The sequence below is a fragment of the Paraburkholderia sp. OAS925 genome (assembly GCF_040543975.1).
Taxonomy (GTDB): Bacteria; Pseudomonadota; Gammaproteobacteria; order Burkholderiales; family Burkholderiaceae; genus Paraburkholderia; species Paraburkholderia graminis.
This window is the reverse complement of the sequence record NZ_JBEUNO010000002.1, coordinates 919,132-939,609: the sequence shown is the minus strand read 5'-3', so window position 1 is coordinate 939,609 and position 20,478 is coordinate 919,132. Positions and strand designations below refer to the sequence as shown.

20 protein-coding genes and 1 pseudogene are annotated in these 20,478 nt (G+C 64.3%); 5 read left to right on the top strand and 16 right to left on the bottom strand.

Annotated elements, in window-relative coordinates; all coding sequences use genetic code 11:
• Positions 1–137 precede the first annotated feature (137 nt).
• From ABIE53_RS23060 to ABIE53_RS23035, 6 genes are all read right to left on the bottom strand, one after another.
• Positions 138–1,100 (bottom strand): 3-hydroxyacyl-CoA dehydrogenase family protein, encoded by a 963-nt coding sequence (locus tag ABIE53_RS23060; RefSeq protein WP_374710219.1) that lies wholly within the window; start codon positions 1,098–1,100, stop codon positions 138–140.
• Positions 1,101–1,213: 113 nt separating this feature from the next.
• Complete coding sequence (locus tag ABIE53_RS23055) at positions 1,214–1,519, bottom strand: hypothetical protein (protein ID WP_006047534.1); 306 nt, start codon at positions 1,517–1,519, stop codon at positions 1,214–1,216.
• A 428-nt stretch (positions 1,520–1,947) separates the two neighbouring features.
• Positions 1,948–2,106: a hypothetical protein gene (locus tag ABIE53_RS23050; protein WP_167450680.1), complete on the bottom strand. Its 159-nt coding sequence runs from the start codon at positions 2,104–2,106 to the stop codon at positions 1,948–1,950.
• A 198-nt stretch (positions 2,107–2,304) separates the two neighbouring features.
• Positions 2,305–2,610: a hypothetical protein gene (locus ABIE53_RS23045; RefSeq protein ID WP_192699490.1), complete on the bottom strand. Its 306-nt coding sequence runs from the start codon at positions 2,608–2,610 to the stop codon at positions 2,305–2,307.
• A 188-nt stretch (positions 2,611–2,798) separates the two neighbouring features.
• Complete coding sequence (locus ABIE53_RS23040; RefSeq protein WP_192699491.1) at positions 2,799–4,433, bottom strand: hypothetical protein; 1,635 nt, start codon at positions 4,431–4,433, stop codon at positions 2,799–2,801.
• A gap of 128 nt (positions 4,434–4,561) precedes the next feature.
• Positions 4,562–5,248 (bottom strand): MgtC/SapB family protein, encoded by a 687-nt coding sequence (locus ABIE53_RS23035; protein WP_006047530.1) that lies wholly within the window; start codon positions 5,246–5,248, stop codon positions 4,562–4,564.
• 227 nt (positions 5,249–5,475) lie between these two features.
• On the opposite strand from ABIE53_RS23035, the gene ABIE53_RS23030 reads away from it, so the two are divergent.
• Together ABIE53_RS23030 and ABIE53_RS23025 are read left to right on the top strand one after the other, a co-directional pair.
• Entirely contained in the window at positions 5,476–6,585 is a 1,110-nt protein-coding gene (locus ABIE53_RS23030) for an AGE family epimerase/isomerase (protein ID WP_192699492.1), read from the top strand.
• A gap of 241 nt (positions 6,586–6,826) precedes the next feature.
• Positions 6,827–7,030 carry a cold-shock protein gene (locus ABIE53_RS23025; protein WP_006047528.1) on the top strand — a complete coding sequence of 68 codons (204 nt, stop codon included), beginning with the start codon at positions 6,827–6,829 and terminating at the stop codon, positions 7,028–7,030.
• A 111-nt stretch (positions 7,031–7,141) separates the two neighbouring features.
• Here the strand turns inward: ABIE53_RS23025 and ABIE53_RS23020 are convergent, their stop codons facing one another.
• Positions 7,142–8,773 (bottom strand): methyl-accepting chemotaxis protein, encoded by a 1,632-nt coding sequence (locus tag ABIE53_RS23020; RefSeq protein ID WP_192699493.1) that lies wholly within the window; start codon positions 8,771–8,773, stop codon positions 7,142–7,144.
• A gap of 269 nt (positions 8,774–9,042) precedes the next feature.
• Between ABIE53_RS23020 and ABIE53_RS23015 the strand changes: the two genes are divergently transcribed.
• Positions 9,043–9,477, top strand: coding sequence for a PaaI family thioesterase (locus ABIE53_RS23015; protein WP_053859731.1), 435 nt, complete (start codon positions 9,043–9,045; stop codon positions 9,475–9,477).
• A gap of 59 nt (positions 9,478–9,536) precedes the next feature.
• Here the strand turns inward: ABIE53_RS23015 and ABIE53_RS23010 are convergent, their stop codons facing one another.
• From ABIE53_RS23010 to ABIE53_RS22970, 9 genes and pseudogenes are all read right to left on the bottom strand, one after another.
• Positions 9,537–10,385, bottom strand: a complete 849-nt coding sequence (locus ABIE53_RS23010; protein ID WP_029967367.1) for an ureidoglycolate lyase — start codon at positions 10,383–10,385, stop codon at positions 9,537–9,539.
• A 77-nt stretch (positions 10,386–10,462) separates the two neighbouring features.
• Positions 10,463–11,206: an SDR family oxidoreductase gene (locus ABIE53_RS23005; RefSeq protein ID WP_006047524.1), complete on the bottom strand. Its 744-nt coding sequence runs from the start codon at positions 11,204–11,206 to the stop codon at positions 10,463–10,465.
• A 55-nt stretch (positions 11,207–11,261) separates the two neighbouring features.
• Positions 11,262–12,092, bottom strand: coding sequence for an amidohydrolase family protein (locus ABIE53_RS23000; protein WP_192699494.1), 831 nt, complete (start codon positions 12,090–12,092; stop codon positions 11,262–11,264).
• Positions 12,093–12,099: 7 nt separating this feature from the next.
• Positions 12,100–13,140 (bottom strand): aldo/keto reductase, encoded by a 1,041-nt coding sequence (locus tag ABIE53_RS22995; RefSeq protein WP_053859733.1) that lies wholly within the window; start codon positions 13,138–13,140, stop codon positions 12,100–12,102.
• 111 nt (positions 13,141–13,251) lie between these two features.
• Positions 13,252–14,566: pseudogene (locus ABIE53_RS22990) on the bottom strand (UxaA family hydrolase).
• A gap of 42 nt (positions 14,567–14,608) precedes the next feature.
• Complete coding sequence (locus ABIE53_RS22985) at positions 14,609–14,935, bottom strand: UxaA family hydrolase (protein ID WP_192699496.1); 327 nt, start codon at positions 14,933–14,935, stop codon at positions 14,609–14,611.
• A 36-nt stretch (positions 14,936–14,971) separates the two neighbouring features.
• Entirely contained in the window at positions 14,972–16,039 is a 1,068-nt protein-coding gene (locus tag ABIE53_RS22980) for an ABC transporter permease (RefSeq protein WP_192699497.1), read from the bottom strand.
• The gene (locus ABIE53_RS22975; RefSeq protein WP_192699498.1) at positions 16,029–17,570 is read right to left on the bottom strand and encodes a sugar ABC transporter ATP-binding protein; all 1,542 of its coding nucleotides are present in this window, start codon (positions 17,568–17,570) and stop codon (positions 16,029–16,031) included. The genes ABIE53_RS22980 and ABIE53_RS22975 overlap by 11 nt, the downstream gene beginning before the upstream one ends.
• 8 nt (positions 17,571–17,578) lie before the next feature.
• Positions 17,579–18,640, bottom strand: a complete 1,062-nt coding sequence (locus tag ABIE53_RS22970) for a sugar ABC transporter substrate-binding protein (RefSeq protein WP_310075631.1) — start codon at positions 18,638–18,640, stop codon at positions 17,579–17,581.
• 281 nt (positions 18,641–18,921) lie between these two features.
• Between ABIE53_RS22970 and ABIE53_RS22965 the strand changes: the two genes are divergently transcribed.
• Both ABIE53_RS22965 and ABIE53_RS22960 read left to right on the top strand, forming a co-directional pair.
• Entirely contained in the window at positions 18,922–19,710 is a 789-nt protein-coding gene (locus ABIE53_RS22965) for an IclR family transcriptional regulator (RefSeq protein WP_006047516.1), read from the top strand.
• A 163-nt stretch (positions 19,711–19,873) separates the two neighbouring features.
• Complete coding sequence (locus ABIE53_RS22960; protein WP_053859735.1) at positions 19,874–20,419, top strand: hypothetical protein; 546 nt, start codon at positions 19,874–19,876, stop codon at positions 20,417–20,419.
• The last annotated feature ends 59 nt before the right edge of the window (positions 20,420–20,478 follow it).

The window sequence follows — 20,478 nt, the reverse complement described above, 5'->3', positions numbered from 1 at the left end:
TGATGGGTAGTTATAGCGCAGAGTCGCGGCGGGCGGTGCAACATGCGTTTAACAGGGTTTAGCTTGTAATTTGCGAATACAGGCTTAAGCCTGTATTCGCGATTTATATGCCTTAAGTCAGCCGTATCGCCGTAACCCTACCCCCGCCCGATCACCCGCTTGCGCCCTTCCTTCACCTGCGCGAGATGCGCTTCGTCCCAGTCATAAAACCCGGCACCGCTGCGCACGCCGACGCGCCCCGCGTCCACCTGCCGACGCAGCAGATCGAGCACGTCTTCGTCTTTCGCGAGCTCGGGCATCAGATGCGTGGATATATCGAGGAAAGTGTCCAGCCCGCCCATGTCCGCCGCCTCCAGCGGACCGACGATTCCCCAGCGGCGCCCAAGCGACGCCTTCATGACGCGGTCGACCACATCCGGCGTTGCCGCGCCCGAGCGCACGATGTTCAGCGCCTCGCGCAATACCGCGAACTGCAGACGGTTGCCGACGAATCCGGGAATCGCCTTCGCCAGAACCACCGGCTCCATGCCGATCGCGCTCATCAATTCCGCGGTCTTTGCGGTGACGTCCGGCGCAGTCGCGCTTCCCGGCACCACTTCGACGAGCGGAATCATGTGCGGCGGATTCCAGAAATGCGCGATGACAAAGCGCTCTTTTGCGCGCAACGGCGTGACCAACTGATCCGGCGGGAAGCCGCTTGTGTTGCTGGCGAGAATGGCGTCGTCGGCGAGAAGCGTCGACAGCTTTTCGTATAGGCGGTGCTTCACTTCCAGCACTTCTGGAATCGCTTCGATGACGAAATCGGCGGAGCGCATTACGTCCAGCGCGGCATGCGTCTCGATATGCGCGAGCGCCGCCTGCTTCGCCTCCGGCCCGATGCGGCCCGCGTCGATCAGTTCGTCCAGCACCGCTTCGGCTTTCGGCACGACGCTCGCGAGACGAGCCGCGTCGACGTCATGGACGACCGTCCGGTGTCCGTGCAACGCGCTTTGCGTCGCGATGCCGACGCCCATCAACCCGGTACCCACTACGCCTATCACTGCCTTTGCTGCCTTGCTCACGCCGCTACCTCGCTGACAATCCATAAAGCGTTGAAGCATAGCGCAGCCCGAGCATGCGTCATGCCGAACGCGACAAAGCCGGCCTTCCTCGCGGAAGAGCCGGCTTTGTCAGCTTCGCGCCGTTTCAGGCGGCACGAAGGTTCATGCGCGAATTAGTAGCGCGCAGGCGGACGGTGCTCGTCGCGGCCGTGGTGACGCGGATCATAGTCGTGCGGGTGATGACGCATCCACTCGTCGTGCTGCCAATAGCGATGGCCGTCGTAATAACGATCGCCGTGCCAGCCGATGTCGATCGACACGCCGACCGGCATCATATGCGGCTGACCATAAACGACCGGCGCCGGGCCGTGTTCGACGATGACGCGTTCCTGAGCGGACGCGCCGCCGGCTGCCAGCATGGCGCCGCCGGCCAGCAATGCCGCGACGATAGTCCGCGATGTCTTGTTGAAGGCTTTCATGGTTCTCTCCCGTAAAGTTCGGATCAAGCCGGCGCCGCGCTGCATTTGACCCGGGTTTTGGGCCTGCACACGACGCCGTGCGCTTGAAAACCACTTTAACGACGCAAACCGCATGAAGACGTGAGCACTTGTAAGCGCACATTTCAAAGATAGGGACGGATGGCGTTAGCGCCTTCTCGGCTGAGACCTGCGGGCAATAAGGCTCTCGGGGCCGAGCGCGCGCTTTGCGCGGCGCAATCACGTCAGCCGCCGTTACATTCATTTCGGCGGGGAAATATAAGACGGCAGAGAACCCGCTGAAGCGGCGCGCCAGGCGCCGAATAAACAAAAGCCACGGCACGCTTTCGCGGGCAGTGGCTTGAAATGATGCGCGCGCACTCGAGGTGCGCACCCGGCGCTTTAACGCGCGCGGGCCGAACAGCTTGCTATTAGTCGGTCAGCTTGATGCCGAACAGCGTGGCTTGCGCCTTGCGCTGACGCTCGGCTTCGCGGGCGCGTGCCGCGTACGAGTAGTCCGCGTCCAGCGGCAGGTGGGGCGACGCAAAGAGGTCGCTGACCTTTTGAAACAGTGCAAAGATGAAGCTCATGGCGACTCCCGGTTGATTGCTGCATTTGCTAGGGTTTTCCCTTAAGAAGAATTATAGGGTTTTCCCTAGGCGAAAGCTAGTGCAGCGCAGCAATAAATCGGAGGTGCGACGCCTGGCCGCATGTACGGACATATTGCGTTGCAACATGACAACGTCCCTTTTTTTGCCCAGCCTTCCGTTTGTCGCCGTCAGCGCTTATTACAGCGTCGTCGGCCCTGCTTTCGGGCTGGCCGCTCGCCGCTTTGACGGCCCGCTTTTGCGCGGGTTGACGGCGGCGGCGTCGACGGAGCCTTCCGCCGACGGGTCAGCCGCCACCAGCGTCGCGCCGTTGACGGACACGATCAGCCCCGGCAGCGTGCGCGTCGGCTGGTCTTGCGGCTTGACGGCGGCGCCGGTGGCCGAGAACTCGACGTTCAGGGCCCAGTGTCCGTCATGTATGCCTTGATCGCGCAGAAGCGCGCCGATCAGGTCGTCGATGGAATATTTGTGTTCGCTCGTCGGCATGTGGCTCGGGTCGGATGAGGCGCTCGCGTGTCCGATTCGGCTTCGCGGCAGCATGCAGAGTGTAGAGCGCGCGATCGCGATTGCGGCGGACGGCGGGCGGCGTCCGCCTTACGGCGTCTATCCGGGCGAGGCGGTGGAAATCGCGGCGCGGCCGGCATTGCGCCGGCGCGGCGGGGACTCGCGGACGATCAGCGCGTGGCGGTCTTCGGCTTGTGCGCGTGTTGAGTACGGATGGCGCGCTTGCCGTTCGCTGTCGGCGTCGTGGTGGCTTGCTGCGGTGCTGCGCCCGCTGCGGCGCCCGCCGTCTGCATCACGGCCGGGGAAGCGGCCTTCGCAGCGGCTGCATTGGCCATCGCCAATTGGGTGTCGAGCAGACTGGCCATCGCGGCCTGCTGGTTCTGCATCATCTCTTCGACGCGATGCTGCTGCGCCGTCGTCTCGCGCGTCAGGCGCATGAGGAGCAGCGTTTGCGTGATGCCGATCGCGACCGTCATCAGCAGCGCGCCGACCACGATCGACAGCATCCATTTCATGCGGCGCGAATGGTCGGTCGCCGCGCGGCGCTGGTCGGCGATCACGCCGTACAGCGCATCGACGGTGTCCGCGAAGGCGGTTGCACGGGCGCGGTCGAGTTCGGGCGCGGTGGGCGCGGTGGGCGCGGTGGGCGCGGCGGCGGCGGGTTCGGCGCGTTGGGCTTCTGTCGCTGCTGTCGCGGTTGACGTTGCGCCGCGCGCCGACGTCAGTGCAGTGGCGGTGCGTTTAGTCTCTGGCGCTTCGGTGGCCACGGTCGCAGTCGGTGTCGTATCGCGCGCCGAGGTGGGCGCGGTGACTGTGCGTTTAGTGTCGAGTGCTTCTTTCGCTGCAGTTGCGGTTGACGTTGTATCGTGCGCCGACGCGGCCGCGGTGCCGATGCGTTTGGTTTCCGGCGCTTCTATGCCTGCGGTTGCAGTTGCCGTTGCGTCGCGCGCTGATCCAATCGCCGATGGCTTCGTCTCGTCCGCAAATGAGCTCGCAAATCTGTCCGTCGACGCGGCCGTCCGACGCGCTTGCGCGTCCGCCGCCCTGGACGACGCCACGCCTGCGGCCAACCCAAGCCCAGACTCCAGCGCTACAGCCGCTCCGCCGCGCGGGCTCGCTGCAGTCGCATCCGCCAAGCCAGGCAGCGCCGCTTCCGTTCGCTCGGTCGAAGCCAACCGCTGCCCGGATTTGGCGTTCCCCTGTCTTGCGCCGTCACCAGCCGCCGAGTCCACACTCGCGCCGCCAGGCTCCACGGCCTGACGCAGCGCGGTCACGCTGCGCGCGACGGTCGCGGCCGCCATAGCCGGCGTAAGCGCCGGAGTCGCCAGCTTATCGCCGTCAGCCGAATCCACAGCCGACGATTCGCGCGCCACATCCGACGCAACGGCCGCCGACGGCTCGATCTCCAGCCCAGTCAATTGCGCGCTCACCACCTCAGATTCGTCACTCTTCCCGCCGCGACCTGTCCGCCGCGCCGCCTTACCACCATCCATCGACGCACCCTCAGCCGACGCATCCAAAGCGCCCACCGCCGCGAGCACCACATCGGGCAGCTCGAAGCCATGCAGCGTGCCTTGGCGGATGTCGATATTCATCGCTTCCAGCGTCGCGCGGGTGGGGTCGTCGGGGAACAGGTCGAGCGTGCTGTCGTCGCGCGCGACGTCGCTCAGTTGCGCGAGGCGTTGCGCCGAGCGCGCGGCGCGCGCCAGCTTCTTTTCGGTTTCGGTTGGGACGGTGGCCTGCCGACGCTTCTTCGAAGCGGCGCGCTCAGGCCGGGACTGCTTGGTTACTGCGGAATCTGCCATAGAGAAGAAAGCGGCCGTCGCCGGGGAGCGGGCGCCGGCACCGCTCGTCAAATGCCATTGGAATTTTTCGAGACCGCATTGTCGCATGGCGCCCACCGCCGCCGAAGCCATTCGCCGACGATTTTCGCTTAACCCGACGCGTCGTCCTGACGGAACTCCCTCACGCCCTGCAACTGACGCAAGCGCGTGCAAATCGCCTCGTATTCGACACTCGACACGCGATGCAGCGTGATCATCACCTCGTCGCATTCGGGCGTTTCGTCGCTCTGCTGCATCACGAATTGCTTCACGCGCGGGCTCGCCGCGCCCAGCTCGTCGTGCAGCGAGTGAAACGTGAGAGTGCCGCGCTCGACGAGCATCGTCACCTGGCGCCGCTGCTTCACGGTGATGAAGCGCCGCTCAAGCGGCTTGATGCCCGCGAGGATGATCAGAATGATGACGGTCGCCGCAATCGACGCCGTATAGAGCCCGCCGCCGACCGCAAGACCGATCGCGGCGACCGACCAGAGGCTGGCCGCCGTCGTCAGCCCGCGCACGATTTCGCCGCGCAGCAGAATCGAACCCGCGCCGAGAAAGCCGATTCCAGAGACGACCTGGGCCGCCATCCGCGAAGGATCGAGCACGACGTGTTCGCCGGTGAGCACCTCGGCGAAACCGTAGGCCGACACGATCATGATCAGCGCCGAGCCCACGCACACGAGCATGTGCGTGCGCAAGCCCGCGGCCCACGACAGACGCTCCCGCTCGAAGCCTATGACGCTGCCGAGCGCCGCGGCCAGCACCAGACGGGAGATGAGATCAAAGTTGCCGAGCATCGTCTTCTCTCCTTCTTGAAGTTATTAAGCCTTTTCGCTGCCGATTTTGGGTGCCGGCTCGCATCCGTTTGCATTATGCTAAGCCGCGTGCCGTTGCTGGTTCCGCCGCTCCTGCTGCACCCGCCGCTCCTGTCGTACCCGCGAGGCAGGCCGCACGCCGCAGCCGCGCTGCCGCCGAACCCGGCCCGCTCTCACGGGCGCCTTGAAACCCGCGCTTGAATTTGATTATGCCCAGCACCCACTCTGACGCCGCCTCGACGATCGCGCTCGCCGCCGGCCTGCGCGACCACTTCAACGGCGTCATCCTGCCCATGTGGCGCGGGCCCGGTTTCAACCCCGCGCTCAGGTTGCCGTACGAAGCGCTCGTCGCGGAAGACCACCGTCCGGCGCCCGTCGAGCGTTACCGGGCAATGGCGTGCGCGCGTCAACTGTTCGTGTTCTCGCAGGCCGGCGATGCGGCCCACGCGCAAGTCCTGTTCGATTCGCTCACGCGCACTTTTCAGGACACGGAACACGGCGGTTGGTTCTACAGCGTGGACGCGCAAGGCGCCCCGCTCGACACCGTCAAAGACCTGTACACGCATGCGTTCGTCGTCTTTGCGTGCGCGGAATATGCCGGCCGCTCGGGCAATCGCGACGCGCTCGAGATCGTGCATTCAACGTCGGCGCTGATCCAATCGCGCTTTACCGCCGACGACGATCTCTTCAACGCCGCGCTCACCGCCGACTTCGCGAACGTGACCGGCACGCCGATCCAGAATCCGTTGATGCATTTGACCGAAGCGTGGCTCGCCGCGCGCGAGGCCACGCGCGACAACGCTTTCGACGCCGCGCTGCGGCGCCTCGCCGGCGCCGTCGCTCGTCACTTCGTGCATGCGCCGTCGGGCTGCATCGCCGAATTGCCGGTCGGCGCGCCGGACAATCGCCTCGAGCCAGGCCATCAGTTCGAATGGTTCTGGCTGGTCACGCAGGCACGCGAACTGTTCGACGGCTCCGGGCTTGCGGAAGCGTTGCCGCGCGCGTTCGCCTTCGCGCAACGTCATGGCGTGGATCAGGAAACCGGCGGCGTGTATGCGTCGCTGAATGAAGACGGACAAGTCAAAGACCCGATCCAGCGCATCTGGGCGCAGACGGAATATCTGCGTGCACTCGCGAGCCACGACGATGCCGCCGTACGCGCGGCGCTGCCGCGGCAAATCGAACTGTTCCAGCAGCGCTTCCTGCGGCCGCAAGGCTGGTTCGAATGCAAAACCTCGGCCGGTGAAGTCGCGCGCGCCGACATGCCGTCGACTACCCCCTATCACCTCGCCACCGCTTTCGACGCGTTACCGGCCTGAAGCGCCGAAAATTCCGGGGCGGGAACGGCCGGGGCAACCCTTAATACCAAGGGTTTACCCTGGTTCGAGTAATGCGTTTTTTGCGCCGTTGACACCGGAAAAACCCCCAAACCTGGGAATACCCGAATACTGGTTGATTGGCGTCCGTCATAAAGACGTGATACAACTCGTACTTCGCGCTCGATCTCGGGTTGAGAAGTAGCGGTCGCGAATGCAATACACAACATTTACTGGATTAAAAATGGCAACAGGTACTGTGAAGTGGTTTAACGATGCAAAGGGCTTTGGTTTCATTACGCCGGACGACGGCGGCGAAGACCTGTTCGCGCACTTTTCGGAAGTTCAAGGCAGCGGCTTTAAGTCCCTGCAAGAAAACCAAAAGGTGTCGTTCGAAGTGAAGCAAGGCCCGAAGGGCAAGCAAGCTGCGAACATCACGCCGGCCTAAGTACTTACGGTACTTTGAGCTTTGCGTAGGCGCTTGCGCCTGACAAAAAAATGGCCCGCTTTTGCGGGCCATTTTCTTTTTGCGGCTGCCTGATTTTTATGCGCAGACGATTTAAATCGCGCGCATTCGCGACAACGCAAATTGCGCAGATTGCGCAGATTGGACCGGCATTGCGTCGAACTGTTGTGTCCGCAACACAGCTTCAGAAATTTCGAAGACGGAAACCGCCTCCTTCAATTGCTGCGTCTGTTGATGCAGCGAAGCCGCCGCTGCCGCCGCCTCTTCCACGAGCGCCGCGTTCTGCTGCGTCATCTCGTCCATCTGAACCACGGCCTGATTCACCTGCTCGATGCCCGTGCTTTGTTCGAGCGACGACGCGCTGATTTCCGCCATCATCTGCGTGACGCGGGAAATGGACGCCGACACGTTGCTCATCGCCTCGCCGGCGTGCTCGACCAGCGCGGAACCGCCCTGGATTTCGGCAACCGACTCGCTGATCAGCGTCTTGATCTCCTTCGCCGATTGCGCGCTGCGCTGCGCGAGCCCGCGCACTTCGCCGGCCACGACCGCGAAGCCGCGGCCCTGCTCGCCCGCGCGCGCCGCCTCGACGGCCGCATTCAGCGCGAGGATATTGGTCTGGAACGCAATGCCGTCAATCACCGAAATGATCTCGGCAATCTTGTCCGAGCTTTGCGCGATGCCGCGCATCTTGTCGACGACCTTGTCGACCACTTCACTGCCGCGCGAGGTGGCCTCCAAAGCGGTCTCGGCGAGCGCATTGGCCTGACGCGCGTGGTCGGCATTCTGACGCACGGTGGCGGTCAGTTCCTCCATGCTCGATGCCGTTTCTTCCAGCGATGCCGCCTGGTTCTCCGTGCGTGCAGACAAATCGGCGTTGCCGGTCGCGATTTCATCGGCGCCAAGGTGAATCGAATCGGCGGATTCGCGCACGGTCTGCACAGTGCGAGCGACGCTTGCCTGCATCTTCGCCAGGCCCGAGAACAGCCGGCCGATTTCATTCGTGCCGCGCGCGGCGATCGGCTGATCGAGGCGCCCTTGAGCGATGCGCTCGAAGTGACGGCCGGCTTCCTCGAGCGGCGCGACCACGCCACGGCGCAACGCCAGATGCACGGCGAACGTTCCGCCGACCAGCGCCAGCAAAATCACAATGCTGACGACGCGGAAAGTCGCCATGCGCGCGTCGATCGAATCCAGCGACGCGCGGCTCGCGGCGTTACCGAACTGCGTGAAGTTATGGAGCTCGGTCAGATAGGCATCCTGGAACGACTGCGTCGGCTGATCGAGAAAAGCCTGAATGTTGTTCGCGTCGAGAAACTGCGCGAGCTCGCTGAGCGCGCCATGCAGCTTCTTGTAGCGCTCGGCGAGCGCCGCCGCGCGTGCGCCGTTTTCGTCGCTGGTTTTCGGCGCGCTCGAGAACGCGTTGAACGACTGCTCGGCGGCCGTGAGCTGCTCGCGGGCATGCTGGACGATGTCCGTCGGCTCCGCGCCGCCGCGCACCATCCGCGTACCGGCGCGCGACAGGTTGATACGGGCGTCCATCAGATGCTGCGTCGTTTCGTTGACGGCATCGACCTGCTTCAACGCGATATTCGCGAGGTCGCCAACGTCGTGATGAGTGCGCGTCAACGACCAGAAACCCAACCCCACCGTGACAAGCTGGAAAACGCAGAACGCGGCCAGGACACATAACAGGCCGGATGCGACCTTGATCTTGCTGAACATCGTGAACACCTGAAGGCAAAGAATAACGGGAGCTACGTCAGGGTTAACGGCAGCATCAAAGCTGGCTGAAGATCAAATTCGTCAAAGTTCGCCTTACGATGCGTTTACGTCGGCCATCGTCTGAATTTCTGTCGACCGACACAAGCATGCCGCGCAGATATTTCCGATTCACCTTGACGGCGTGCGTCGGCGCTTCCTAGAGTGGGTAGGGACCGACGAGCGCACCCTCGTGCGCAATGCCACCGCGGGCCTTCCTCGAAGGAATCACAATGACTGACCTACTCGACCGGGCGCGCGGCGCATTGCACGCCCAGCCGTTCAGCATGCTGTTAGGCGCCGAGCTGATGTACACGGGCACCGGCGAACTCGCGCTGAGCCTGCCGATCCGCGACGAGCTGCGGCAGCAGCACGGCTTCGTGCACGGCGGCGTGATCAGCTATCTCGCCGACAACGCGCTGACCTTTGCCGGCGCGCTCTCGCTGGGGCCGAAGGTCGTGACGGGGGAATATAAGATCAACTATCTGCGTCCGGCCGTGAACGGGACGCTGATTGCGAGGGCGCAAGTGGTGTATGCAGGCCGCCATCAGGCGACCTGCCAGTGCAACATCTTCGTGATGGACGGCAACCGCGAGAAACTCGTGGCGGTTGCACAAGGCACGATCAACCGGATCGGTGAGAACGGCGACCACGAACCGGCGAATTGAAGTTGCAGGCGCGAAGCTCATGCGCCGCGCGCCCCGCGCCCGCATCGGCCGCGAGCGTTTTACTCCGCCGCGTAGGTCTTCTGCGTTTGTTCGCCGAGACCTTCGATGCCGAGGCGAATCGTCTGCCCCGGCTTCAGATACACCGGGTTCGGCTTCACGCCCATGCCCACTCCAGGCGGCGTGCCAGTGGAAATCACGTCGCCCGGTTGCAGGCTCATGCACTGCGACACATACGAAACCAGCTTGGCGACGCCGAACACCATCGTCTTCGTGTTGCCGTTCTGATAGCGGTGACCGTCCACTTCGAGCCACAGGCCCAGGTTCTGCGGATCGGCGACTTCGTCGCGCGTGACCATCCACGGGCCGATCGGGCCAAACGTGTCGAAGCCCTTGCCCTTGTCCCACGTGCCGCCGCGTTCGATCTGCCATTCGCGTTCCGACACGTCGTTGATCACGCAATAGCCGGCGACGTAGTCGAGCGCATTCGCTTCGTCCACGTACTTCGCGGGCTTGCCGATCACCACGCCGAGCTCCACTTCCCAATCGGTTTTCTTCGAGCCGCGCGGAATTTCCACGTCGTCGTTGGGACCGGAAATCGCGCTCGTCCACTTGTTGAAGATCACCGGTTCGGCGGGCACGGGCAGATTCGATTCAGCCGCGTGATCCGCGTAATTCAAGCCGATGCAGATGAATTTGCCGATCTTGCCGACGCACGGACCAATGCGCGGATTGCCTTCGACCACGGGCAGCGAGGCCGCGTCGACTGCACGCAGTTTGGCGAGGTTTGCGTCGGTCAACGCCGCGCCGTCGATGTCGGCGACCACGCCGGACAGATCGCGAATCTTGCCTTGCGCGTCGAGCAAGCCCGGCTTTTCCTGGCCTTTCGGCCCGTAACGAAGCAGTTTCATCGTTGCACTTTCCTCTGGGTTTCAGTGGTGTTCAGTTGGTACGTCAACGCGCGCCGGCTCAGGCAGGCGCGCATGAATCAGTTCGACCAGCCGCCGTCGATCACATGCGCATGGCCAGTCGTGAACGCCGACTCGTCCGACGCGAGATACAGCGCCAGCGCGGCGATCTCTTCCGGCTTGCCGATGCGGCCCATCGGCTGACGCGCGACGAACGCGGCCTGCACGGCTTCGAGCGTCGCGCCTTGTGCCGCGGCCTGCGCGGCGATTCGCTGTTCGAGCGACGGCGACGACACCGTGCCCGGGCAAATCGCGTTACAGCGTACACCACGCGTGATGAAGTCCGCGGCGACCGATTTGGTCAGCCCGACCACCGCCGCCTTCGACGCGCTGTACGCGAAGCGATTCGGCACGCCCTTCACGCTCGACGCCGCCGACGACATATTGATGATCGAGCCGCCGCCGCGCTCCAGCATGCCGGGCAGGAATGCGCGGATCATCCGGTACATCGCCTTCGCGTTCAGGTCGAACGCGAAGTCCCAATCTTCCTCGCTGCATTCGAGGATCGAGCCCGCATGCACAAAGCCCGCGCAGTTGAACAGCACGTCGATCGGACCGATTTCGGCGGCCAATGCCTTGATCGCCTCGCCGTCGAGCACATCGAGCTTGCGCGCCTCGACCGGTTTGCCGGCGAGGCCGTCGATGCGAATGTCCGTGGCGATCACACGCGCGCCTTCGCGTGCGAACATTTCCGCGGTCGCGAGCCCGATGCCTTGTCCCGCTGCGGTAATCAATGCTGTCTTGCCGGCCAGTCTTTGCGTCATCTACGACTCCAGTTGAATGGGCTTAACCTGTGTTGGTCTGTTTGCTTGGGTCACATCACAGTCGATAAAACGCTGCGGCGTTGCCGCCGAAAATCGCTTCGCGCTCGCTGTCGGCGAGCGACGAAAGCAGCGTGTTCGCCACCGAATGCCACAGCAGATAATCGCCGTTGAGTTCGAGCACCGGCCAGTCGCTGCCCCACATCAGCCGGGCGGGACCGAACATGGTCAGCAGATGCTCGACGTAGGGCCGCAGCGTGTCTTCGGTCCAGCCTGGCGACGCCTCGGTCGCGAGTCCGGACAGCTTGCAGTGCACGCCGGGCAACGCGGCGAGCCGCGTAATTGCATCGGCCCAGGTCTGCCAGCCCGCCTGACCGTAGCGGATCGGCGGCTTCGCGCCGTGGTCGATCACGATGCGCAGCGCCGGAAAGCGTCGCGCGAAGGTTTCAACGTGTTCGACGTGCCGCGCGTAGATCAGCGCGTCGAAAGCGAGGTCGTGTGCGATCAGCGCGTCGATGGCCGGCGCGAGATCGGGATTCGCGATCCAGGTGTCGTCGGGCAGATCTTGCAGCATCGGGCGCACGCCCTTGAACTTGGGCTCGTCCGCGAGCGCGCCGATCAAAGCCGGTGCGGTGGGCAGCAGCAGCGGCACCCAGCCGACCACGCCGGCAATCGACGGCTCGTTGCGCGCGATGTCCAGCAAATAACGCGTTTCGTCGATGGTCGGCGCCGCCTGCACGACCACCGTTTTCTCGATGCCGGTTTGCTCCCGCAACGGCGCGAGATCCGCCGGGCCGAACGGCCTGTACAGAATCTCGAGTTCCGGCGTGAGCCATTCGTAATCGCCGCGGGCGGGGTCCCAATAGTGCTGGTGGGCATCGATACGCATGTTCTGTTCAGTCCTCTGGCGCGGGCGCGCGGGCGTCGAGCAGGCCCTCGTCGCGCAACGCGGACCACAAGGCCGCCGGGATGGGCAACTCGAACGACGCCGCGTTCTCGCGCAGTTCTTCGGCACTGCGCGCGCCGGTCAGCACGGTGGCGACCGCCGGATGCGCATACGGAAACTGCAAGGCCGCGGCGGCGAGCGGCACGCCGTGCGCGCGGCACACCGCTTCAAGCCGCGCAACACGCTCGATCACTTCGCGCGGCGCCTCGCCGTAGTTGAATTTCAGATCGCCTTCGACACCGCGCGCCAGAATGCCCGAGTTGAAAGCGCCGCCCAACAGGATGCTGACGCCGCGCTGTTCACACGCCGGCAGGAGGTCGTCGAGCGTCGTCTGTTCGAGGAGCGTATAACGGCCCGCAAGCAACGCGCAATCGATATCGAACTCGGCCATCGCGTCGAGAATCACGGCGCTTTCGTTCACGCCGAGTCCTACGGCCTTCACCGCGCCGGCCGAGCGCAGTTCGTCGAGCGCCCGAAAGCCGCCGCCTTCGGTCAGTTGCCGCCAGTAATGCGGATTGTTGTCGCCGTGCGTGACGCGGCCAATGTCGTGCACCAGCAAAATGTCGATGTCGACGATGCCGAGCCGCTGCTGGCTGTCTTCGAACGAACGCAGAATACCGTCGTGCGTGTAGTCGTAAATCGCCTCGAAGGGCAGCGGGTTCTGCCAGCCTTCCTTGCCGTCGTAGGGCGTCGTGCGCGGCACGAAGCGGCGGCCTACCTTGGTCGACAGCGCATACTCGCCACGCGGATAGCGGCGCAATGCGTCGCCCAGACGATGCTCCGCCTTGGTGTGCCCGTAATGCGGCGCGGTGTCGAAATAGCGAACGCCGGCGTCCCACGCGGCCGCGATGGTCGCGTGCGCTTCTTCATCCGACAGGTCGCGATAGAGGCCGCCAAGCGGCGCGCTGCCGAGGCTCAAGCCGGTTAATTCCAGCGCGCTACGCCCGACGCGGCGGCGCTGCCGAACCTTCGAACCGATCGTTGCGGTCATGTACCCGTCTCCATCCTGGTCACACTCTGTCGAATGAGCTTTTTATCACACCGCGAGCCGACGCTCAGTGCGGTTCTTCACTGCGGTTCTTCGTTGCCTTATTGCGTTGCGTTACTGCGGCTCGACCGCAACAACACGACGCGGCGCCGCCACGCTCGACGGCAGGCACGCGGGCCCGACCGGCTCGAACGTCTTGTACGTCAGAATGAATTCCTGGTGGCCCAGCATTTCCGATTTCGACGCCGCGCCTTGCGACACCGCCACGGTCTGCTCGAACACCTCGCGGCCCACTTCGTCGAGCGTGCCGCGCCCTTCCAGAATGCGGCCTGCGTCGACGTCCATGTCGCCGGACAGATTGCGATATGTCGCGGGATTCGCGCACACCTTGATGACCGGCGAGATCGCCGAGCCCACCACCGAACCGCGTCCGGTCGTGAACAGAATCACATGCGCGCCCGCACGCAATCAGTTCGCCGATTTCCGCATTGTCGCTGATGTTCGGAAAGCCGAAACGCGGCTCGCCGTCCGGCACCACGTCGAGCAGATACAGGCCGCCGGTCGGCGGAATATCGCCCGGCTTGACGATGCCCGCGATTGGCGACGCCCCGCTTTTCGCATACGCGCCGAGCGACTTTTCTTCCTGCGTGGTGAGGCCGCCGTCCGCGTTGCCGACCGCGAAACTGCCGTGGCCGAGAATCGAGTAATAGCGCGCCGCCTTGGCCACACACTCGACGATCGCATCGCCGAGTTCGGGCCGCGCCGCACGCGTCTTCATATGAAACTCGCAGCCCACGAGTTCGCCGGTTTCCTCGAAGATGCAGGTCGCGCCCGCGTCGATCAGATGATCGAACGCACGGCCCACGGCCGGATTCGCGGTGATGCCGCTGGTGCCGTCGGAGCCGCCGCAAATCGTGCCGACCACGAGTTCGCTCAGCGCCATCGGCACCTTCTGCTGCGCGGCGAGCTGCTCGCGCGCGCCGCGAACCCAGTCCACGCCATACTGAATCGTGCTGCGCGTGCCGCCTTTCTCCTGGATGGTCAGCACTTCGACGGGACGGCCGCTCGCGCGCACGACATCGACGAGGTAGTGCTTGTTCATGCTCTCGCATCCCAGCGACACGAACAGCACCGCGCCGACGTTCGGATGCGTGGTCAGCCGCTCGAGCATTTTCTCCGCGTAGCCGTTTGGATAGCAGCCGGGAAAGCCGATCAGATGAACCGGCGCTTCCTGCGCGGCATGCGCGTCGCCGAACGCGTCGAGCGGCTCGCGAAACTGCGTGACGATCTCGCGCGCCACATGATGCGCGCACTCGACCAGATACGCGACCGCAACCACGTTGCGGATGCCCTTGCGGCCGTCGCTGCGCAGGTAGCCTTGCAGCGTCGGCTGTTGCGCAGAGGCGCTTGCTACGGATGTCTCAGTCATGTTCGTTCCAGCGCGGCGCAAGGCCGCCTCGTGATGCGCAAATCAGTGGTGGACGAATTGATAACCCGCGTCGTGCGTGTACGTCGGCAGGTAATCGCTTTCGAGGTTGTGCGTATGCAGATGCTCGCCGCGCGGCACCGCTTCGGTGACGTGGCCGATCACGGCGCCGTAGCGCAGCACCTTGTCGTCTTTCGCCAGATCGCGGCGCGCCACCTTGTGCCCGAGTTCGATGGTCCGCGAGAGCGTGACGCTTTCGCCTTCGATCTGCACCTGCGTGCCGGCGTCGAGACGCGCCGCCGCGATCAGGCAGTTGTCGTCCGGACTGAGCAGGATCAGTCGCGGATCGGTTTCTTGTTGGCGGCTCGTCAAATGAGTTCTCCGTCAGGCCGTTGAATGAGCGTTGTGTTAGTTCTGGCCTTCGCCGCTCGCGAGGCGCGCCACCATCAGCGAGCCGAGGATGATCGCGCCGTAGATCGCCTGAATCCAGAACGACGGCACTTGCGCCAGAGTCAGCAGGTTTTGCACGACGCCGAGCAGCAGCACGCCGGAGAGCGCGCCGATCATCGTGCCCTTGCCGCCGTCGAGCGAAATGCCGCCGATCACCGCTGCCGCGAACACCGTAAAGATCATGCCGTTGCCCTGGTTCGCATTGATCGCGCCGACATAGCCGGTCACGATCAGGCCGCCGACCGAGGCCAGCATGCTGCCGAGAATGAACACGCCCCACGTGATGCGCTCGACGCGAATGCCCGCCGCGCGCGCCGCTTCCGGATTGCCGCCGATCGCATAGAGCGCGCGGCCGAGCCGGTGATAGCGCAGCATGAAGGCGGCGATCGCGAACGCCACCGCGGCGAGCCACACCGACAACGGCAAGCCCAGCACGATGGTGGTCGCGAGCGAGAAGAACGACGGCGGCATGTCGAACAGCGTGCCGCCCTTGGTCGCGCCGACGAGCATGCCGCGCAGCACGATCAGCATGGCCAGCGTGACGATGAAGGCGTTCAGCCGCAAACGCACCACCAGAAAACCGTTGATCGCGCCGACTACTGCGCCGACCGCGAGAATCGCCAGCAAGCCGGCCGCGGCGGGCCATTGCGTGCCGAATCCGGCCGAGGCGGCCGGCATCACGAGCATCGCGCCCACGGCCGGCGCAATGCCGACCGTCGATTCCAGCGACAAATCGAATTTGCCCGTCAGCACGATCAGCGATTCGGCGAGCACGACAAGCGCGAGCGCCGCCGACGCGCCGAGCACGCTGATCAGATTCGCACGCGTGAGAAAGCTCGGGCTCACGAACGCGCCGATCACGATCAGCAGCACGAGCGCAGGCAACAGCGCGAGTTCACGCAAGCGGGCAAGTTGCGAGCGTCCGCGTTTGCCGCGCAAAGCCGATGCAGATGCGGATGCGGACGCTTGCGCGTGGACCTGGGCCTGCGCCGCGCCGAACGCGGGACTGGGCACACTATTCTTCATGGAGACTTACTCCTTCAACGGATGCAATCAGATCCTGGTCCTGCCAGCCCGCGGGAAATTCCGCGGCGATACGGCCACGGAACATGACCAGAACACGGTCACAGGTGCGCAGATCGTCGAGTTCGCCGGACACGACCAGCACGGCCTTGCCTTCTTCGCGCACGCGATCCACGACGGAGAGCAGCGCTTCTTTCGATTTCACGTCGACGCCCGCCGTGGGGTCGATCAGCACCAGCACGTTGGGATTGGTGGCGAGTGCGCGCGCCATCACGACCTTCTGCTGATTGCCGCCCGAGAGGCCCGATACGACGTGCTCCGGTCCTTGCGCGACGATGCCGAGCGCGTCGATCATCTTCTGGCCGAACGCGTTTTTCTTTGCGGGCGTCGCGATGCCGAACTTGCCGAAGAGCCGCGCGATCGTCATCGACGCGTTTTCCGCGATCGATTGCGTCAACACGAGCCCCTCGTGATGGCGGTCTTTAGGCACGCAGCCGATGCCGTGCGCAAGCGCCGCGGGCACATCGCCGGGCGGCAGGCTCACGCCGTCCACGCTGATCGTGCCGCGCTTCGCCGCGCGCAGGCCGGCAATCGCTTCCGCCACGCTCGTGCGGCCGCTACTCGTCGCGCCGGTCAAGCCGATGACTTCGCCGCGCTTGACGGCGAACGACACGTCTTCGTAATCCGCGCCGCTGAGCCGGTCGACTTGCAGCGCAATCGCGGTGTCGGCGCGCAACGGTTCGCGCGCCGCCGCGTCCGCGACCAGAAGGCCGCCGCGTTCGCCCGTCATCGCTTCGATCAACTGTTCGCGCGGCAACGCGGAAACCGGCGCGCTGACGATATGCCGCGCGTCGCGCAACACCGTGACCGCCTGGCAAATCTCGTACACCTCCTGCAGATGGTGCGAGATGAACAGGAAGGTCACGCCTTCGCGCTGCAATTCCTCGATACGCCGGAAGAGCCGCTTGATTTCGTCGCCGTCGAGCTGCGCAGTGGGTTCGTCGAGGATGATGAAGCGCGCGCCGTACGACAACGCCCGCGCGATCTCGACGAGTTGCCGCGCCTCGACGCTCAGGTCGCCGGCGCGCGCGTCTTCACGCACGTCGATCTTCCAGTGGTCGAGCAAGGCGCGCGCGTCGCGGCGCATGGTTCGCCAGTCGATCACGCCGCCTCGCGACGGCTGCCGGTTGATGAACAGATTTTCCGCGACGGACAGGTCGCGAATGATCGTCGAATGCTGATAGACGCAGGCCACGCGCTCGCGCCATGCATCGCGGTCGGCGAGCGGCGGCGCGGGCTCGCCGTTAAAGCGCACGTCGCCGGTATCGGGTTTGCGCAAGCCGGTCAGGATCGACACGAGCGTCGACTTGCCCGCGCCGTTGCGCCCGACGAGCGCATGCGACTCGCCGGGCATCACGCGAATGCTCACGTCGTTCAGCGCCGCCGTCGAGCCGTAGCGTTTGGTGACCGACAATGCTTCGACCACCGAAGCAATTCGCGCGCGTGACGTGCGCTCGCTGATGTCGCCGCTCATGTCGCCGCTCATTTGACGGTGTTGCCCCACAGCGCCTTGTCGTCGACATTCGACTTCGTGACGAGCGGCGCGGGCAACTGGTCTTCGAGGATGCCCGGCGCGAGCTGGATGATCGTGCTGCCGTGATCGGTCGGGCCCGGCTTGAAGGTCTGCCCGGCCAACGCCGCCTTGATGTAGTAGAGGCCGTACTTCGCGTACGAATCGGCGGGCTGCGACACGGTGGCGTCGATGTCGCCGCGGCGGATCGCGTCGAATTCCTGCGGAATGCCGTCGTTGCTGACGATCACGACGTGCTTTGCGTCGCCGGCCGGAAACAGCATCTGCTTGCGACGCAGCGTTTGCAGCGTCGGCGACAGATACACGCCGCCCGCCTGCATGTAGATCGCCTTCACGTCGGGATTCGCGGTAAGCAGGCTGTCGAGCCCGGTAGCCGCCACGTCGCCCTTCCAGCTCGCCGGAATTTCCAGCAGCTTCAAACCGGGAAAGCCCTTCAGGCATGAGCGGAACGCCTCGGAGCGGTCGCGTCCGTTCACCGAACCGAGGTCGCCCATGATCTGCACGACCTTGCCCGACTTCACGTGTTCGCCGATGTACTTGCACGCCTTCTCGCCGTACGCGTGATTGTCGGCGCGCACGACCATCGCGATCTTGCCTTGCGTCGGTGCGACATCGACGGCGACGACCGGCACGTTGCGCGCCGTCGCGGCGTCGAGCGCGCGGCTGATCGCGGCGGAGTCGAGCGGGCCGACCACGATGCCCTTCGCACCCAGGTTCAACAGGTTGTTCATGTCGGTGATCTGCTGCACCGGATCGCCGTTCGAATTCACCGGCGCGAGGATGTCGATGCCCATCTCCTTCGCGTACTTCGGCAGATAGTTGTTGTACGACTGCCAGAACGGCGACGTCAGCAGCGGCAGGCCGAGGCCGACCTTGCCTGTCTCGGCGGCCTGCGCAGCGCCGCCCAGACTCAAACCGGCGATGCACGCAGACGCGGCCGCGGTGAAGAGCGACTGACGGAACGAACGGGAAAACGATTGGCGAGCCGGCTTCGGCTCTTTCGCGAACGACATGACTGTGTCTCCTGATATGCGTTGTTGACTGCGTGAACCGGTCGTGGATGCCGGCACTTCGTCCTGCGCTTTCTTATGTGCATTGGCGACTCTGTGCGAATCTTGGCGTGCGCTCATTCACCAATGAACGTATTATTCATATACGGACTTTTCGAAGTCAAGCGAAGTGCACTGCACCAACCGTCCGTGTTTTCCCTGGACGCATCGGCGCGCACGGAGCGCGCTGCGGCACTTACACTCAAGCGCCACTTACTGAGAACAGCTCACGGAACTCGCTCACGATGGACGCAGAAGACAAGGACGATGCCGACCGTTATCGCGCGCCCGCGCTCGACAAGGGCCTCGACATCCTCGAGTTGCTGGCCGAGCAGAAGGAAGGGCTCACGCGCGCCGAGATCACGAAGCTGCTCGGGCGCAATGCGAGCGAGATGTATCGGATGCTCGAGCGTCTGGTCGCGCGGCAGTACGTGGTGCGCTCCACGGGCGGCGACCGCTATTCGCTTAGCCTGAAGCTGTATGCGCTGGCGCATCGTCATCCGCCGATGAACCGGCTCATCTCCGAGGCGTTGCCGCTGATGCAACGTTTCGCCGATGCCGCCGAACAATCGTGCCATCTGGCCGTGTACGACCGCGGCAATCTGCTCGTCATCGCGCAAGTGGATGGACCGGGCACGTGGGGCATGTCGGTGCGGCTCGGTTCGCGCGTCGGCTTGATCGACACCGGCTCGGGCCGCGTGATGCTCGCGTTCCAGACCGTCGAACAGCGCGCGCAGATGCTTGCCGAGCACACCAAGGTCAAGGGCGAAGTGACGATAGACCGCGAGGCGCTCGAAGCCGCGTGCGAGCGGATTCGAGCGGCCGGTTTCTCGCAGAAGGACAGCCAGCAGACGTTCGGCGTGACCGACGTCACATTCCCGGTTCTCGGCCCGTCCGGCCAGGCGATTGCGGCGCTCACCTGCCCGTATCTGAAGCGTATCGACGAATATGTCGCGCCCACGCTCGCGGCCGCAACGACGCTGCTGCGTGAAACGGTGCAGGCGCTTTCGATGTTTCGCGAGCAGACGGTTTGAGGTGTGGTGGAAGTGCAGTTGCGGTGTCTGCGGCGTGTGGTCGATGGAATTCGCCGCGGCAAGTTTGATTAGAAGCGGGCCGCTTGCGCATATGGTTTAGAATGGCGGCCCTCTCAAAAAACGACGCCGCGTGAAGTCATTCGTGCGCATCCATCGATAAGCAATGGCGAAACTTCTGACCGATTCCGAATTCCAGCGTTTTTCCGAACTCCAGCAGAAGCAATCGAGCTTCACGATCACACCGGAAGAAGCCGACGAACTGCGCGACATCGTCGCTCATGCGCAAAAGCGCCGCGACGATCGCGCGGCGGCAATGCAGAGCATCGAGACTTTCATCCAGCAATTCGACATCAGCCCGGACGAGCTGTTTTCGCCGGAGCAGATCGGCGAGGCGGCGCGCACCTATGGCCTGATTCCGGCCGCCAAGAAGGAGCGCGTGCTGCCGCCGTCGTTCACGTTCAACGGCAAGCCGTACCAGTGGACGACGCGCGCGCTGCCGGACGACATTCGCGTACCGCTGTTCGATGCGTTCAAGGCGGGGCAGTCGGTGAAGTCGTTTATCGCGACGCCAAAAGATGCCAATCGTTGCGCGGCGACGATCGCGCGACTGGAGCGTGAAACCGGTGCGGTGTACGCGGATGCGTGGCTCGAAGAGTTGGCGGTGACGCGGGCGCAGGTTGATGAGGCGGCGGGGAAGTTGGGGGCGTGACACCTGCGCCAACGGCCCTGATTTAGAAGCAACGAGACGCTGCGGGCGTCGTTATTGCC